Origin of the sequence: Stenotrophomonas sp. YIM B13575 (genome assembly GCF_042787595.1) — a bacterium.
GTDB classification, from domain to species: Bacteria; Pseudomonadota; Gammaproteobacteria; order Xanthomonadales; family Xanthomonadaceae; genus Stenotrophomonas; species Stenotrophomonas lactitubi_B.
Genome location: NZ_JBHZOP010000073.1, coordinates 1 through 15887, shown reverse-complemented (window position 1 = coordinate 15887; position 15887 = coordinate 1). Strand labels below are relative to the sequence as shown.

General features: G+C 66.6%; 12 protein-coding genes. 4 read left to right on the top strand and 8 right to left on the bottom strand.

The genetic code is table 11. The features are described from left to right. Positions 1-52 precede the first annotated feature (52 nt). Positions 53-763 (bottom strand): glutathione S-transferase, encoded by a 711-nt coding sequence (locus ACFX4F_RS13075; protein WP_380655920.1) that lies wholly within the window; start codon positions 761-763, stop codon positions 53-55. Positions 764-911: 148 nt separating this feature from the next. Here ACFX4F_RS13075 and ACFX4F_RS13070 point away from each other — a divergent pair, with 148 nt between their 5' ends. After that, positions 912-1730: a DUF3014 domain-containing protein gene (locus ACFX4F_RS13070; RefSeq protein ID WP_380655917.1), complete on the top strand. Its 819-nt coding sequence runs from the start codon at positions 912-914 to the stop codon at positions 1728-1730. A 3-nt stretch (positions 1731-1733) separates the two neighbouring features. On the opposite strand, the gene ACFX4F_RS13065 is transcribed toward ACFX4F_RS13070, so the two are convergent. From ACFX4F_RS13065 to ACFX4F_RS13050, 4 genes are all read right to left on the bottom strand, one after another. Continuing rightward, the gene (locus ACFX4F_RS13065; RefSeq protein WP_380655915.1) at positions 1734-2669 is read right to left on the bottom strand and encodes a cytochrome-c peroxidase; all 936 of its coding nucleotides are present in this window, start codon (positions 2667-2669) and stop codon (positions 1734-1736) included. Between the two features lie 228 nt (positions 2670-2897). Next, a complete protein-coding gene (locus ACFX4F_RS13060) occupies positions 2898-5657 on the bottom strand; it encodes a secretin and TonB N-terminal domain-containing protein (RefSeq protein ID WP_380655912.1) in 2760 nt (919 codons plus the stop codon). A 64-nt stretch (positions 5658-5721) separates the two neighbouring features. Further along, positions 5722-6690, bottom strand: a complete 969-nt coding sequence (locus tag ACFX4F_RS13055) for a FecR domain-containing protein (RefSeq protein ID WP_380655922.1) — start codon at positions 6688-6690, stop codon at positions 5722-5724. Further along, the gene (locus ACFX4F_RS13050) at positions 6680-7174 is read right to left on the bottom strand and encodes a sigma-70 family RNA polymerase sigma factor (protein WP_380655910.1); all 495 of its coding nucleotides are present in this window, start codon (positions 7172-7174) and stop codon (positions 6680-6682) included. The genes ACFX4F_RS13055 and ACFX4F_RS13050 overlap by 11 nt, the downstream gene beginning before the upstream one ends. Positions 7175-7426: 252 nt before the next feature. Here ACFX4F_RS13050 and clpB point away from each other — a divergent pair, with 252 nt between their 5' ends. Continuing rightward, complete coding sequence (clpB, locus tag ACFX4F_RS13045; RefSeq protein ID WP_380655908.1) at positions 7427-10012, top strand: ATP-dependent chaperone ClpB; 2586 nt, start codon at positions 7427-7429, stop codon at positions 10010-10012. Positions 10013-10097: 85 nt separating this feature from the next. Here the strand turns inward: clpB and ACFX4F_RS13040 are convergent, their stop codons facing one another. From ACFX4F_RS13040 to ACFX4F_RS13030, 3 genes are all read right to left on the bottom strand, one after another. Then, entirely contained in the window at positions 10098-10898 is an 801-nt protein-coding gene (locus tag ACFX4F_RS13040; protein ID WP_380655905.1) for a MipA/OmpV family protein, read from the bottom strand. 141 nt (positions 10899-11039) lie between these two features. Continuing rightward, positions 11040-12329: an ATP-binding protein gene (locus tag ACFX4F_RS13035; protein WP_380655903.1), complete on the bottom strand. Its 1290-nt coding sequence runs from the start codon at positions 12327-12329 to the stop codon at positions 11040-11042. Next, the gene (locus ACFX4F_RS13030) at positions 12326-13060 is read right to left on the bottom strand and encodes a winged helix-turn-helix domain-containing protein (RefSeq protein ID WP_380655901.1); all 735 of its coding nucleotides are present in this window, start codon (positions 13058-13060) and stop codon (positions 12326-12328) included. Before ACFX4F_RS13030 ends, ACFX4F_RS13035 begins: the two co-directional genes overlap by 4 nt. A gap of 180 nt (positions 13061-13240) precedes the next feature. On the opposite strand from ACFX4F_RS13030, the gene ACFX4F_RS13025 reads away from it, so the two are divergent. Next, on the top strand, positions 13241-14527 hold the full coding sequence (locus ACFX4F_RS13025) for an O-acetylhomoserine aminocarboxypropyltransferase/cysteine synthase family protein (RefSeq protein ID WP_380655898.1): 1287 nt from the start codon (positions 13241-13243) through the stop codon (positions 14525-14527). Between the two features lie 84 nt (positions 14528-14611). Further along, positions 14612-15499, top strand: a complete 888-nt coding sequence (locus tag ACFX4F_RS13020; RefSeq protein ID WP_380655896.1) for a GyrI-like domain-containing protein — start codon at positions 14612-14614, stop codon at positions 15497-15499. Positions 15500-15887 lie beyond the last annotated feature (388 nt).

The following is a 15887-nucleotide window of genomic DNA, read 5'->3' as shown; positions in this document are numbered from 1 at the left end:
CGCCGGGCCATGCCCAGCGTTGGGTTGCGTTGCCGCCGGGCATGGCCCGGCGCTACTTCTCGTCATCCAGTTCCGGGTAATGCCGGAAGATGCCGTTGGTGTTGAAGGCAAGCCGCCGCTCCGAAGCGAGATAGGCGGCGATGTTGGGCCGTTGTTGCACCCGATCCTTCAACGCGCGCAGCAGCGGCAGCGTCGGCCACAGGGCCTGCATGCGACTCGGAAACATGTAGTCCAGCCCGCTCAGCAGCTGGAACAGTGACAAATCCACGTAGGAGTGTTCGCGCAGCGGGTGGCGACCGCCATTGGCCTTCAGCACCTGCTCGAAGTAGCCGAGGAACTTCGGCAGGCGCTCCCCGCGCATCGCTGCTGCGCGCGCCTTCGCTTCGGTCTTCTGGTCCTCGTAGTACTTCGACGCAGCGATCGGGTGGTGGGTGTCGTGCACCTCGGCCACCAGATCGGCGATGGTCAGCTGCCACTGCAGCGCCTGCATGCGCCGTGAGGCGGCCTGCGGAACCAGGTCCAGTGTCGGGCCGAGGAAATCGAGAATGGCCGCGACCTGTGCGATGACCTGTCGCCCGGCCTTCAGGAACGGTGGCGCGAACGGTTGCGCACCTTCGCTGTGGCCGTCGAGGAACGGCTGCATCACCGCGTCGCCGTGCACCCGCGCCATGTCGACATAGTCGGCGCCGGCATCTTCCAGCGCCAGCCGCACGAATTCGCCACGGCCCTGGATGCCGGTCCAGTAGTACAGCGCGTACTGCATGAGGCTTCTCCGCAAGACAAGAACAGCAGGGTCGCGCGTACCGCGCAAAGCAGGCGTGAACCACAACGCCAGCGGAACGGGGAGGGAACCCAGCGGAACGAGGGGAGTCACACCTTGTCCATGCAGGTGAAAAGCGAGGTACTGCATCATGCAGAGTGGAAAAGCGGTCTGGCCCTGGGTTCTGGGCGTGGTGGTGGTGGGTGGCGCGGGCACATGGTTGTTCCGCGACCAGTTGCAGGGCCTGGCAGATGGCGTATCGGTGCCGGTGCAATCCACGCCGACCACGGCAGGCGCCGCACCGAAGCCCGCTGCTACCCAGGACCCCGCACCGCCGCCGATCAGGCATCCGCTGGATGCCGAGGCCGCCGCCGACCCGGCACTGCCAACGCTGGCTGACAGCGATGCCGCTGCCTGGAGCGCATTGAGCGAACTGTTCAAGGGCGAGGGCGCGTTGACCGTGCTGCTGCGTGATCACCTGATCCAGCGGCTGGTTACCCAGGTCGACACCCTGGACAAGGCCAGCGTGCCGCCTACCGCGCTGGCCGCTCGGCCACTGCCGGGCAGCCTGCAGGTGGAGCAGGGCGAGGGCGGCGAACGCATCGCCGCGGCCAATGCGGCGCGCTACGCGCCCTATGTGCAGGCCTTCACTGCGCTCGACCCGGCGGCCGCGGCCGTTGCCTACAAGCGCTTCTATCCGCTGATCCAGCAGGCCTACGTCGATCTTGGCCGGCCCGACGGCTACTTCAATGACCGCCTGGTGTCTGTCATCGATCATCTGCTGGACACCCCTGAGCTGGCTCAAGCGCCGCTGGTGGAGCGCGATGAGCGCGGACGCTACCGCTTCGTCGATGCCACGCTGCAATCGCGCTCGATCGGCCAGAAGGCCTTGCTGCGCATGGACGCGGCGCAGGCGCGGGCGGTCAAGCGGCAGCTGCGGGCGATCCGGGCAGCCATCACGCATGGCTGAGGACTACAACGACTGCAGGAAGGCTTCGATGTCCTGCAGTTCCTGGCGGCTGAGCCCACGCGGGCGCAGCAACGGATCGGGTTGCGGGAACGGATCGGCGTTGGCTGCCGACGCTGCGGGCGGGCGCGGACGCGCACCGCCCGCGTTGTAGAACGCCAGCACGCCGGACAGGCGCGGAATCAGCCCGTTGTGCATGTAGGGCGCGGTGCTGGCCACACCACGCAGCGATGGGGTGCGAAAACGGCCGCTGTCGGCAGGATCGCCAGTGATCTCATACCGCCCAAGATCCTGCCGGGCGCGGCCATGAAAGTGCAGGCCGAGATTGTGGAATCCGTTGTCGGTCAGGGCCGGGCCGTTGTGGCAGTTCATGCACCCGGCAGTGGTGCGGAACAGATGCAGGCCACGAAGCTGCGCATCCTCCAGCGCATGGACATTACCGCGCAGGAAACGATCGAAACGGCTGTTGCGTGGCGACAGGCTGCGTTCGAAGGCAGCTATCGCCTGGCCCAGCTGGGCGGCATCAATGCGTGGTTGCGCGAACACCTCGTTGAAGGCATGGCGATAGGACGCATCACCGCGCAGGCGGCGCACCGCGCCCTGCGCCGTGAATCCCATCTCGACTGGATCGGCGATGGGGCGCAGGGCCTGCTGCTCCAGCGTGGAGGCTCGGCCATCCCAGAACAGCGGCGCAACATGTGCACTGGCAGCGACGCTCGGTGCATTGCGGCGACCGGGCTGACGGTCTTGCCCGAATGACACGCGGCGGCCATCGGCCCAGCCCAGGTCCGGGTCGTGGCAGCTGGCGCAGGCCAACTGCCGCGACTTCGACAGGATGGGGTCGAAGAACAGCCGTCGGCCCAGCGCCACCTTGGCAGGTGTTGATCGATTGTCCGCAGGATCGACCGGTGTCGGCAGTGGCGCCAGCTCGTACCAGAGCACCCCGGGCTCCACGTCGGGTGCGGGCCAGCCTGCGCTGGGCCCGCTGTACAGGGCGCGCAGGCACACGCCCTCTGGCCGCGGAAGCAGCATGTCGGGGCAGGGCCTGCTGCGCGCGGGCGCTGGCCCGCCCGCGCCGCCCAGCAACAGGGCAGCGACGGGCAGCAACATGCGCAGGGGACGGGTACGCTTCATCTGCAATGGCCCGACGCAGCTGCGCGGGCCACAGGCTTAGAACGAATAGCCCAGTTCCAGCCAGAAACTGCGGCCGGGTTCGTAGTACATGGTGGTTGCTGCAGTGCCACTGGCGGTGGTCAGGTTGCTGCGGTTGAGCACGTTCTGCACCTCCATGCGTGCGTAGGCCTCCTGGTCGCGTGGAAGTGCAAGGCGATATTCCAGGTTGGCGTCCCAGGTCCAGGTGCCGGCGTACTTGCGGCTGGTGAGGTTGGGTGCGGTGATGCCATCGATGGTCTGCGACGCACCGGTGGAAAAGCCTTCGAAGCCGGCGCGGTAGCGGAAGAAATTGTTCCAGCTCAAGCCCAGAGCGGGAATTTCGGTGCGGGTGCTCAGGCGTGCACTCCACGGGCGCAGGAACTGCGTGGCGGGCAGCTCGTAGCGGTACATCAGCTTGCCATCCAGGCGTACCAGCTCGAACATGTCGTCGCTGTCTTCGTAGCTGTTGTAGCTGCGCTTGACGTCGGTGTAGTCAGCCGAAAGCTGGAAGCTGTTGCGCGTGCCCAGCACCTCCAAGGGCCGCTGCGAAGCGACCGACAGTGTCCAGATCTCCGCATCGCTGCGGCCTTCGTTGGTGTATTCGAAGGTGTTGAGGTTGTAGAGGGTGCGATCGGGGCCGTCGACCTTGCGGCGCAGGATGTCCTTGCGCGTGGCACGGTTGACGTACTTCAGGTTGAAGACCAGTCCTGCCACACGCTGGTCCACGCCCAGGGTCCACTCATCGCTATAGGGCGAATCGACGTCGCGCAGGCGGTTGGTCGCCACGTTGGTCGTGCTGGTGGCATCGGCCCACGTAGTGTATGCCTTGGTGCGCACCAGCGTCTCGCGCAGGCGTTCACGGCCATCGCGCAGCAGGTAGCTGTAGAAGCTGCGGCCGTAGTAGCGGTTCACGCCGGCATTGATGACCGTGCGCCGGTCGCCCAGCACATCCCAGGAAACGGCTACGCGCGGGGACAGGTTGGTCTGGCTCCAGACGTTGTTGCGGTCCAGGCGCAGGCCCGGGCGGATGTTCCAGTTGCCCACGTGGATGTCGTCCTGCAGCCACGCTTCGTATTCCTCGCCGCTGACCTCGAACCTGCCGGCGTGGTAAAGCTGCCGCTGCTTGAAGTACTGCCCGGCGCCACCGGCACGCAGCGGCGAGAGCGAGCACGAGAACGTATCGATGGTGCCGTCGGAAAGCTTGCAGCTGCTGGTGACGCCCGTGGACAGATACACCGAATGATCATTCAGGCGCTCATAGCTGCCGTCACGGCGCTGCACGCCCAGGCCGAACTGCAGGGAGTGTTCGCTGCGCCCGACCGTGAAGATGTCGCGGTCCACCACCGCCCGGTAGACAATGCGGCGGTCATTCTGGTCGACATTGCCATAGCTTCCCTCGGAGCTGATGCCGGTCGGGCTCCAGTTGAATTCCTCGGAACTGGACCAGTTGCGCATGTAGTCCAGGTCGCTGCGGCGCGAGGATTCCACATTGCTGTAGTTGACCGTATTGCGCAGGGTCCAGGCGCCGTGGGTCCAGTTCGCACGCAGGCTGGCGGTAGGCCCTCCGGATTTGATGTCGAACCAGGAATCACGGCCGTTCATGATGTAGTAGCGGTCATCGCTGGGCGCATATGAAAAGCTTGCGCCCAATGTCAGGCCATCGTCGTTCTGCCAGTCCAGGGCAACGCTGGCACTGGTGTTCTCGCGGGTCTGGGTCTTCTGGTTGACGTCATCGCCAGCAGAGTCGCGGCCGGCGGAATAGGCGCGCAGCGGAATGTCCGAGTGGGTGCGGGTGACCGTGCCGATGATGCCCAGGCCAAACGAAGTTCGGCCCTCCAGGCGCGCGCCCACGCGGTATTTGTCGTACTGCGGCTGGTAGGCATAGGTGGCCGAATCGGCGTAGTTTTCAGCCTGTGCGTCGTTGGCGATGATCTGGTCCCAGGCCGAGCGTGCCATGCGCATCCACACCTTGCCATGCAGGCCATCGCTGGCCTTGCGGCTGCGCGCATCGACCACGCCGCCGGTGAAGCCGCCGTACGCCGCCGGAACGTTCGCGTCATACACCGTCAGCGATTCCAGAAGGTCCACATCCACGGCGATGCCCTGTGCCGCACTGGGCACGTCCACCGCGTTGTTGGGGTTGCCGGTGCCGGAGAAGTTGAACGCGGGGTCGATGTCGTTGTTGATGGTCGCGCCATCGAGCAGGAACAGGTTCTGGTAGTACGGCGCACCGTTGATGCTGAAGTCGTCCGGCCGGATCTCGCCCATGTTGCGGCTGCTGTTGTTCGAATCGCTGAACTGCACGGCCGGGTTGCTGCGCAGGGCCGTGGCGATATCACCATTGCCCTTTACCTGCGCTTCGAGCGCATCGGCGTCCATCGTCATGCCCTGTCCGTAGGGCAGGGCCTGTGGCAGTGCAACCCGGCCATCGGCGCCGCCCACGCGCAGCGGCTGGGTCTGGCGGGTGACGGTGGCGCGGCGCAGGGTGTAGCTGCCGTCCTCGCGGCGTACCGCGCGCAGCCCACTGCCCTGCAGCAGCGCGCCAAACCCTGCATCCACATCGAGTCCTTCCGTCACTGGCGCTGCCTGGCGGCCGCGGGTCAGCGATGGATCGAAGGACAGGGCGACACCGCGTTCGGCGGCGAACGTGCTCAGTGCGCTGCCCAGCGACGGGGCGGTGGCAGGTGCTGCTGGCGCGACAGGTGCGCTCTGGGCGAACACCGGGGTGGCGACGAGGGCGGCGGCCAGCACGCTCACGCGCAGGCGGGTGGAAGTCATGGGCATGGAAGAGGGGCGGAATAAGAGGGTTCACTTCCTCTGCCCCCCGAAACGGGAAAAAGTGTCACCCGCGGGTGTCGGCCGGCCGCAGCTGGATCCACAGCCCCCGCTGGGCCTGCACGGCGTAGGTCGCTGCGAGCATGGACAGGCTGCGGTCCAGGTCATCCAGCGGGTAGGCACCGGACACGGGCAGTGCGGCGATCGCCGGATCCACACGCAGCCAGTGGCGGTGGTAGCGACCCAATTCCTGCACCAGCTGCTGCAGTGGCAAGGCGTCGGCTACCAGCATGCCGTGGGTCCACGCATCCGCGCCGGGGTTGGCGGGCTGCGGCTGTGGCAGCGACTGCCGGTTCCAGCGCAGTTGCATCCCTGCATCGACCCGGCGATGCCGCGTGCCTGTATCGATGCGAACTGCACCCTCCTGCACCACCAGAAGCGCGTCCTCGGCGAACAGGCGCACGCTGAAGCGGGTGCCGAGCGCTTGCACGATGCCCTGCGGTGTAGCGACCCGGAACGGCCGGGTCGGCTGCTGCGGATCGGGCGAGGTCCCCACCTGCACCTGCCCGTGCCGCAGCCTCAACAGGCGTTGCTGACCATCAAAGGCGATGTCTACGGCGGTATCGGTATCCAGTTGCAGCACGCTGCCGTCGTCCAGCACGTGGCGCAGGCGCTCGCCCACGGCGGTACGCACGCTGGCGTTCCATGCGGCCTCGTCGTACAGGCGCCAGGCCAGCCACCCACCCAGCGGGGCGACCACCAGTGCGGCGACACTGCGCAATAGCGCACGCCGGCCCGGCGAGGCGGCGCGCTGCAGTGCGCTGTGGGCCAATGGCGGTGGAACCTGCCCGCTCAGCGCCAGCAAATGTTCCGCGCGCTGCCACGCGCGTGCATGGTCGGGATCGGCATCGTGCCAGCGCTGCCACCGCGCGCGCTGCGCCACGCTGCCATCTTCGTGCAGGCGCATCAGCCAATCGGCTGCCTGCTGCAGTACGCGCGGCGGAAGTGCCGGTGCGGCAGCGGTCTCAGCCGGCATACGCAAGGCAGCCCAGCAGTGCCCTTTTCATGTGCCGCTTCACCGTGGACAGCGACAGTCCCAGCTCTTCGCTGATGGCCTCATAGCGAAGCCCGTCGAACTGCGCCAGCAGGAACACCCGGCGTGCCATCGCCGGCAACCCGTCCAGCATCGCATCAATCTGCTGCAGTGCTTCGCGCACCAGCGCCTGTTCCTCCAACGAGGGCAGCACTGGCTCTGGAAACTGCGCCAGGTACTCCAGATACGCGCGTTCCAATGCCTGGCGGCGGAACCAGTTGGCGGCCAGCCCACGCGCCACGGTGGTCAGGAAAGCGCGCGGCTCGCGCAGCGCAGCCAGGTCGCGTCCCTGCAGCAGGCGAGCGAAGGTGTCCTGGGTAAGGTCATCAGCCACATCGCGATTGCCCACGCGCCCACTCAACCAGCCTTGCAGCCAGGCGCGGTGATCGCGGTACAGCATGCCCAGTTGTTCGTGGTGAGGAGCCATGGGAAGCGGGTTGCGGGCTTGATCGAAATGAGAATGATTCGCAAGTATTGCATCCGCGGTGCGCGGATTCCAGTGCCAAGCGCGCAATGGCTTGCGCAGGATCAACGCGCCGACCACACCCCGTCCGGCATGCTGGCCGCAGGCTGACTGGCCTTCGAATGCAGTCGCAGCCACCCTTGAAACCGGGTGGGGCAACCGCATCTTTCCAGCATCGCCGGCGCGGCCGGCCAAGATGACCGATGAGGTTTCACAATGCGCATGGACAAGCTCACCTCGCGTTTCCAGCAGGCGCTGGCAGACGCGCAGTCGTTGGCGGTAGGCCGCGACAACAGCATCATTGAACCGGTACATGTCTTCAGCGCCCTGCTGGACCAGCAGGGCGGCAGCACGCGGCCATTGCTGGCGCAGGCCGGCGTCAACGTGCCGGTGCTGCGCGAGCGCCTGGACGAGGCGCTTGAAGCGCTGCCGAAGGTGTCCGGCCAGGCCGGCAACCTGTCGATCGGCAACGATCTCAACCGCCTGCTCAACCACACCGACAAGCTGGCACAACAGCAGGGCGACGCCTTCATTGCCAGCGAGTGGTTCGTGCTGGCCGCGCTGGAAGACGGCGGCACGCTGGGCATGGCGCTGCGCGCTGCCGGTGCCGACAAGGCGCGCCTGCAGACCGCCATCGACAAGCTGCGTGGCGGCGAGAACGTGCAGTCGGAGAACGCCGAAGAACAGCGGCAGGCGCTGGAGAAGTACACCATCGACCTGACCGCGCGTGCCGAGAGCGGCAAGCTCGACCCGGTGATCGGCCGTGACGAGGAGATCCGCCGCACCATCCAGGTGCTGCAGCGTCGTACCAAGAACAACCCGGTGCTGATCGGCGAACCCGGCGTGGGCAAGACCGCGATCGTCGAAGGCCTGGCCCAGCGCATCATCAACGACGAAGTGCCCGAGGGCCTGCGTGGCAAGCGCGTGCTGTCGCTGGACATGGGCGCGCTGATCGCCGGTGCGAAGTTCCGCGGCGAATTCGAGGAGCGCCTGAAGGGCGTGCTCAACGACCTGGCCAAGAGCGAAGGGCAGATCATCCTGTTCATCGATGAGCTGCACACCATGGTCGGCGCGGGCAAGGCCGATGGCGCGATGGATGCCGGCAACATGCTCAAGCCGGCACTCGCACGCGGTGAACTGCACTGCGTCGGTGCGACCACGCTGGACGAATACCGCAAGTACATCGAGAAGGATGCCGCGCTGGAGCGCCGCTTCCAGAAGGTGTTCGTGGGCGAGCCGACGGTGGAGGACACCATCGCGATCCTGCGTGGCCTGAAGGAAAAGTACGCGGTGCACCACGGGGTGGAGATCACCGACCCGGCCATCGTCGCTGCGGCCACGCTGTCCAACCGCTACATCACCGACCGCCAGCTGCCGGACAAGGCCATCGACCTGATGGACGAAGCCGCTTCACGCCTGCGCATGGAGATCGACTCCAAGCCGGAGGAACTGGACCGGCTTGAACGCCGCCTGATCCAGTTGAAGATCCAGCGCGAGATGCTGAAGAAGGAAAAGGACGATGCCTCGCGGCAGCGCCTGGCCGATCTGGAAAACGATATCGATGCGCTGGAGCGCGAGTTCTCCGATCTGAACGAGGTCTGGAAGTCGGAGAAGGCCGCGCTGCAGGGCACGACCAAGCTCAAGGAACAGGTCGAGCAGGCCAAGGTCGAACTCGAGTCTGCGCAGCGCCGGCAGGATTTCGCCCGCATGAGCGAGATCCAGTATGGCGTGCTGCCGCAGCTGGAAAAGCAGCTGGCGGCCGCCCAGGAAGTGGAGAACCACGACTTCAAGCTGGTGCAGGACCGCGTGACCGACGAGGAGATCGCCGAGGTCGTCTCGCGTTGGACCGGCATTCCGGTCAACAAGATGCTCGAAGGCGAGCGCGACAAGCTGCTGCGCATGGAAGAGGTGCTGCACAACCGCGTGGTCGGCCAGGAAGAGGCGATCAAGGTGGTGTCCGACGCAGTGCGTCGTTCGCGTGCCGGCTTGTCCGATCCGAATCGACCGGGTGGCTCGTTCCTGTTCCTGGGCCCGACCGGCGTGGGCAAGACCGAACTGTGCAAGTCGCTGGCCGAGTTCCTGTTCGACAGCGCCGACGCGATGATCCGCATCGACATGAGCGAGTTCATGGAGAAGCACAGCGTCGCCCGCCTGATCGGTGCGCCCCCGGGCTACGTAGGCTACGAGGAGGGTGGTTACCTCACCGAGGCCGTGCGTCGTCGCCCGTATTCGCTGATCCTGCTGGATGAGGTGGAGAAGGCGCATCCGGATGTGTTCAACATCCTGCTGCAGGTACTGGACGACGGTCGTCTGACCGACGGCCAGGGCCGCACGGTGGACTTCCGCAATACCGTCATCGTGATGACTTCGAACCTGGGCTCGCACCAGATCCAGGACATGAGTGGCGATGACACGCCGGAGGCCTACACGCAGATGAAGGCGGCGGTGATGGGCGTGGTGCAGGCGCACTTCCGTCCGGAATTCATCAACCGCCTGGATGACATCGTGGTGTTCCATCCGCTGGACAAGCAGCAGATCAAGCAGATCGCACGTATCCAGATGCGTGGCCTGGAAAAGCGCCTGGCCGAGCGTGGCCTGAAGCTGGTGGTGTCCGATGCAGCGTTCGATCTGCTCGGCAACGTCGGCTTCGATCCGGTGTACGGTGCGCGTCCGTTGAAGCGTGCGATCCAGGCACAGCTGGAGAACCCGCTGGCGCAGAAGATCCTGTCTGGTGCGTTCGCCAACGGCGATACCATCGAAGTGGGCAACGACGGCGGCCATCTGGTGTTCGCCAAGGCCTGAGCCTGAGCCAAACGGGGCGCTGCAGGATTGCAGCGCCCCGTTTCGGTTGTAGCGACCGGCCGCATCCGGCGCTTGCCGGCAAGCCTCAGAACCGGTGCGTATACCCGGTCATCAGCCCGAACTGGTTGGCCTTCTGCACGATCGGGCTGTCTGCCGCATCGCCCAGCAGGCGGGTGCCTTCCACGGCGATGTACCAGTTGCCGTTGCGACCGGCGCGATGGCTCCATTTCATGCCCAGGCCGGCGCTGACCAGACCAGCCTTGGGCTTGTGCTGGGCGAAACCGGTGCGAGCGGCCTGGTCAGGGCTGACGCCATACCAGGTCTGCATGTAGCCGCGGTTGCCGTAGTCGGTGGAGACGCTGCCGCTGACCACGCCACCGGCCAGATCGAATAACGGCAATTCCAGGTTCAGATGGATCTGCTGGGTCGCAAGGCCGTTGTCGCCCTTGTCGTCGTCTTTCAGCGTGTACTGCCAGGAACCACTCAGCACCGCCTCACCCAGCGTATAGCCAGCCGCCAGGCCGACCAGCGGCCGGGTATCGATATCGCCCATGCCACGCAGGAAGTCCGAGCCGCCGAGGATCGAGTTCTTCTCGCGGCGGCTGCCGCTGCCACCGACGTAGGCACGCACGCGGGTGTGTTCGCCGATCGCCGTACCCCAACCCGCACCGCTGGTACCCAGAAACCAGCCGCCCGGCGAGGTCACGTCGAAGGACAGTGTGGGGGCGGCCTGGAATTCCTCGCTGCCGCTGTAACGCGGGGCGACGCCGCCACCGGCAGCAAGCTCGAAGGTCCACTGGTCATCCTTGGCATGCGCTGCGGAAGCTGCGAACAACGGCAGCACGGCCAGGCCGAGCAGGGTGGGGAAACGGCGAAGGTGGGACATGGCAACTCTCTGCATTGGGAGGAAGTGCAGCGCGCGCATCCGGCGCGTGCTGCTGGGTCGCCAGCGTGGCGGGACGCCGGCGACCAATCCGTCCGCAGTTGTGCGGGAGTTGTAAGCAACTGTAAGCGCGGCCTGCGCCGTTCAGCTGGCAGCCATTGGCCAGTGCATTTCCAGGCGCGCGCCACCGAGGGTCGCGCGTCCCACGCGAAGTTCGCCATGGTGACGAACCGCGATGCGCCCGGCGATGGCCAGGCCCAGGCCGAAGCCGCCGGTATCGCGGCTGCGGCTGTCATCCAGTCGGGTGAACGGGCGCAGCACCTTCTCGCGATCGCCTTCGGCGATGCCGGGGCCATCGTCATCCACGCGCAGGCAGGCCTTGCCGGCCACGCTGACCAGTGACACCTCCACACGGGTGCGTGCGTAGCGCATCGCGTTGCCGACCAGATTGCTCAGGGCCAGCTGCAGCAGCCGCGGCTCGGCATCGACGCGTGGCAGCGCACTGGGCCACACCTGCAGCACCAGGCCCGCGCGCTCGGCATCGCGCCGCGCGTCTTCCATGCAGGCCTGCAGCCAATCGTTCGCTTCGATCCGCTGCATGGGCTCGGCGTCGTTGGGATGCTCCAGCCGCTCGTAGGCCAGCAGCTCGCTGACCAACCGGTTGAGCTCGGCCAGATCGCCATGCAGGCCGGCAGCGAGGTGTGCCCGCCGCGCCTGGTCGTTGCTGTCCTGCATCAGGTCGAGGCCGAAGGCCAGGCGTGCGATCGGCGTGCGCAGCTCGTGGGAAATGGCATGGGTCAGATCGCGCTGCCGTTGCACCAGTTCGGCCACGCGCGCTGCCATGCGGTTGGAATGCTCGACGATGACGCGGATCTGCGAACGCGGCGATACCTGCGCACGCGCCTGCAGGTCGCCGGCACCGATGCGGTCTGCATGACCCCGCAGCGCCTCCAGGTCGCGCCACAGCAGGCGTACCCAGGCATAGAGGCAGGCGCCGACCAGCAGCAGGATGCACAGGTACGCGGCGACGGTCATGTACAGCGTCATCTGCACTTCGCCGGGAAAGCGCAGTTGCAGCCAGCGTCCGTCAGCACCCTCGATGGGCAGCAGCACCTGCTGGTAGCGGTCGCGGACGATGAAGCCGTCCCCGCGCAGGGCACTGCGCTCTTTGTCATCCAGTACCGGCGGTGCATCCAGCAGCGACAGTGCTATGCCGTAGTGTGGCTGCCACTGCGCCAGGCGCTGTTGTTGCTGCGGGTGGTCCAGGCCGGCCAGCCCACTGCGCAGCGCGTACACCTGGCCGCGGACCTGCTCGACGAAAACGCGTTCCTGCAGGGGCGTGTAGATGCGGTCCAGCAGCTGGTTGAGGCTGAACACCGACACCAGCAGGCAGGCACCGGTAACGAACCACAACCACAGGAACAGGCGCTTCACGCCGACCAGGCCGATGGGTTGAACTGGTAGCCACGGCCCCACACGGTCTTGATCCGGCGCGGTTCGCGCGCATCGTCGCCGAGCTTGCGGCGCAGCTTGCCGATGCAGACATCCACGCTGCGGTCCAGGCCATCGAAACCGATGCCGCGCGCCGCCTGCAGGATCTGGTCGCGCGAGAGGATCTGCCCGGGCTGGCTGGCCAGCAGCCAGAGGATCTCGAATTCGGTGGTGCCCAGTTCCACCGGTTGCCCATGCAGGTGAACCTCGCGCTGCACGCGATCGACCAGCAGTTCGCCATGCATCAGCCGGCACGGCACCCCGGCAGGGCCGCTGCCATGGCGGCGGCGCAGCAGCGCGCGCAGGCGTGCCAGCAGCAGGCGCGGCTCGATCGGCTTGTGCACGTAGTCATCGGCGCCGGACTCCAGGCCCAGCACCTGTTCGATATCGTCCTCGCACGCGGTCAGCATCAGGATCGGCACGTCGGAAAAACTGCGGATCTGCCGGCACACATCGATGCCACCGAGGCCAGGCAGCATCAGGTCCAGCACCACCAGTTCCGGCGCGTGCTGGCGGCAGGCCGCGCTGGCCAGGTCGCCACGCGGCACGTGCTGCACGGCAAATCCATGTTCGCGCAGGTAGTCGCTGACCAGCTCGGCCAGGCGGCGATCGTCCTCGACCAGCAGCACCTGGGTCGGGTTGCCAGCGGCGGGAGTCCACGGGGAGGGCTGCATCGGTAGGGCGTCCTTGTCCGGGTCGAAGGGCCCGGCGGCGAAGCCTAGCAACGGCCCATGACGACTGCCTGAATCCTGGGCAACCTGATAACCGCAGGTACTGGCGTCATCGCCAGGGGCTCTCAGTGGCGGGTGAAGGGTGGCCTATGGTGGACGTTTCCCCGGATGGAGCCTGGTGCAATGAGCGATCCGCAGTGGCAACTGGAAACCCTGGCCGTGCACGGCGGTTATCGCCCCGACCCGACCACGCGCGCGGTGGCGGTGCCGATCTACCAGACCGTGGCCTACGCATTCGATGACACCCAGCACGGGGCGGACCTGTTCGACCTGAAGGTGCCGGGCAACATCTATACGCGCATCATGAACCCCACCACCGACGTGCTGGAGCAGCGCGTGGCGGCACTGGAAGGGGGCATCGGCGCGTTGGCACTGGCCTCCGGGCAGGCGGCGATCACCTATGCAATCCAGACCATTGCCGAGGCTGGCGACAACATCGTCGCCGCCAGCGCGCTGTATGGCGGCAGCCTCAACCTGCTGGCGCACACGCTGCCGCAGTACGGCATCCAGACGCGTTTTGCCGATCCGGCCGACCCATCTGCGTTCGCCGCGTTGATCGACGAGCGCACCAAGGCGGTGTTCGTTGAATCGATCGGCAACCCGCGCGGCAACGTCACCGACATCGCCGCGATCGCCGAGGTCGCGCATGCTGCGGGCGTGCCGCTGATCGTTGACAACACCGTGGCCACGCCGTTCCTGCTGCGCCCGTTCGAACATGGCGCCGACATCGTCGTGCATTCGCTCACCAAGTACCTCGGCGGCCATGGCACCAGCTTGGGCGGGGCGATCGTCGATTCCGGCCGCTTCGACTGGACGGCACAGCCGCAGCGCTTCGCCCGCTTGAACCAGCCCGATCCGAGCTATCACGGTGTGGTCTATACCGAAGCGCTCGGCGCGGCGGCGTACATCGGTCGTGCGCGGGTGGTGCCATTGCGCAACACCGGTGCCGCGTTGTCACCGTTCAACGCCTTCCTGATCCTGCAGGGCATCGAGACCCTGGCCCTGCGCATGGAGCGGATCAACGCCAACGCGCTGGCCGTGGCGCAGTACCTGCGCGCGCATCCGAAGGTGGCCTGGGTGCGCTATGCCGGGTTGCCCGAAGATCCCGAACACACGGCGGCACAGCGCTATCTGGGCGGCCACGGCTCCGGCGTGCTGACCTTCGGCCTGCCCGGCGGGCGCGTTGCCGGCGCGCGTTTCCTTGATGCACTGAAGCTGTTCACCCGGCTGGTGAACCTGGGGGATGCGAAGTCGCTGGCCACCCATCCGGCGTCGACCACCCATCGCCAGCTGGATGCCGCCGAGCTCGCCAGGGCCGGGGTCAGCGAGGACACCGTACGCCTGTCGATCGGCATCGAGCACATCGGCGACCTGCGCGCTGACCTGGAGCAGGCGTTGGCCGAGACCTGAGGGCAGCAAATCGCGCAGGATCGGTTACGCGCGCGGCCGGCGGATCAGGCACGATCGCAGCCATGTCCTCGATGGGAGATGGTCATGAAACGGCTTGCAGGCCTGCGCCAAGCGCAGGGAATCGAACGGGTCATCGACCATCTGCAGGCCTGCCTGCGTGAGCAGCAGGCGCTGCCGGATGTAACCGCGCTGGCGACAGTGGCGCATCAGTCGCCCTATCACTTCCAGCGCCTGTACCGGGCGCTGACCGGTGAAAGCCCGGGGCAGACGCTGGATCGCCTGCGTCTGCTCAACGCCCTGCAGGCGCTGCAGCAGCCTGATGCAAGCGTCACCGACGCCGCGTTGGCCGCAGGCTACGAGAGCGCTCAGGCCCTGGCGCGGCGCTGCCGGCAGCGCCTGGATACCACCCCGCGCGCGCTGCGTGCCGATGCAGCGCTGCGGCAGCAATGGCAGCACGTTCTGGCCCAGCCACCGGCCGACGTGGACGCAGAGACCGTCGCCCCGTTGAAGGTGGAAGTGCGCGCGCTGCAGCCGTTCGAGGTCGTGCTGTTGCGCGCACAGGGTGCCTTCGGTGATCTCGACGCCAGCTTCGGTCGCCTGTTCGAATGGGCGCAGACGCAGGGCCTGGCCCACGATCTGCTGCATCTGGTGGGCATCGCCATCGATGACCACCGTGACGTACCGGCACGGTCGCACCGCTTCGACTGCGGCATGGGATTTGCCACGGGGTTGCCGCCACTGTCATCGCCGCTGCGGCGGCAGGCCCTCGGGGTCGGACCGCATGCGGTTGTCCACCACGTCGGCCCCTATGAGCAGCTGCAGGCGGTGGGTGACGCACTGCTGCGCGACTGGTGGCCGGACAGTGGGCACGCGCTTGCCGACGCGCCCCTGTATTTCCACTTCCTCGATGATCCCGAACAGGTGCCTGCGCACCAGCTGCGCGCCGACGTCTGCCTGCCGCTGGCCGGCTGATAGCCACCGGCTTGGTTGTCATCGCCACAGGCGATCACCACCACTGCAGGAACGCGCTACGGTAGAGACGCTCTCCAAGGGCGTGGCGATATCATCCCCGGCCGATGCGGGTCGGCCGGGGATTCTTTTGGGCGCAACCAACCCCGGTAGATCCACGCCATGCGTGGATGAATCTCAATCGAAATCGATTTTTCAACGATTGAACGAAGAACATCCACGCATGACGTGGATCGACGTGTCGACCAAGGTCGACACCCACCAAGAGCATTTACCAACAGCAGTGGGAACCTGTCGAAGGCGGGGTGGGTCCGGTTGCGGGGGCGTGAGCCGCATGGATGCGGCGACCGAGCTTACAGGGACGTACTTGCAGCGCCCCCCGCAACCGGAC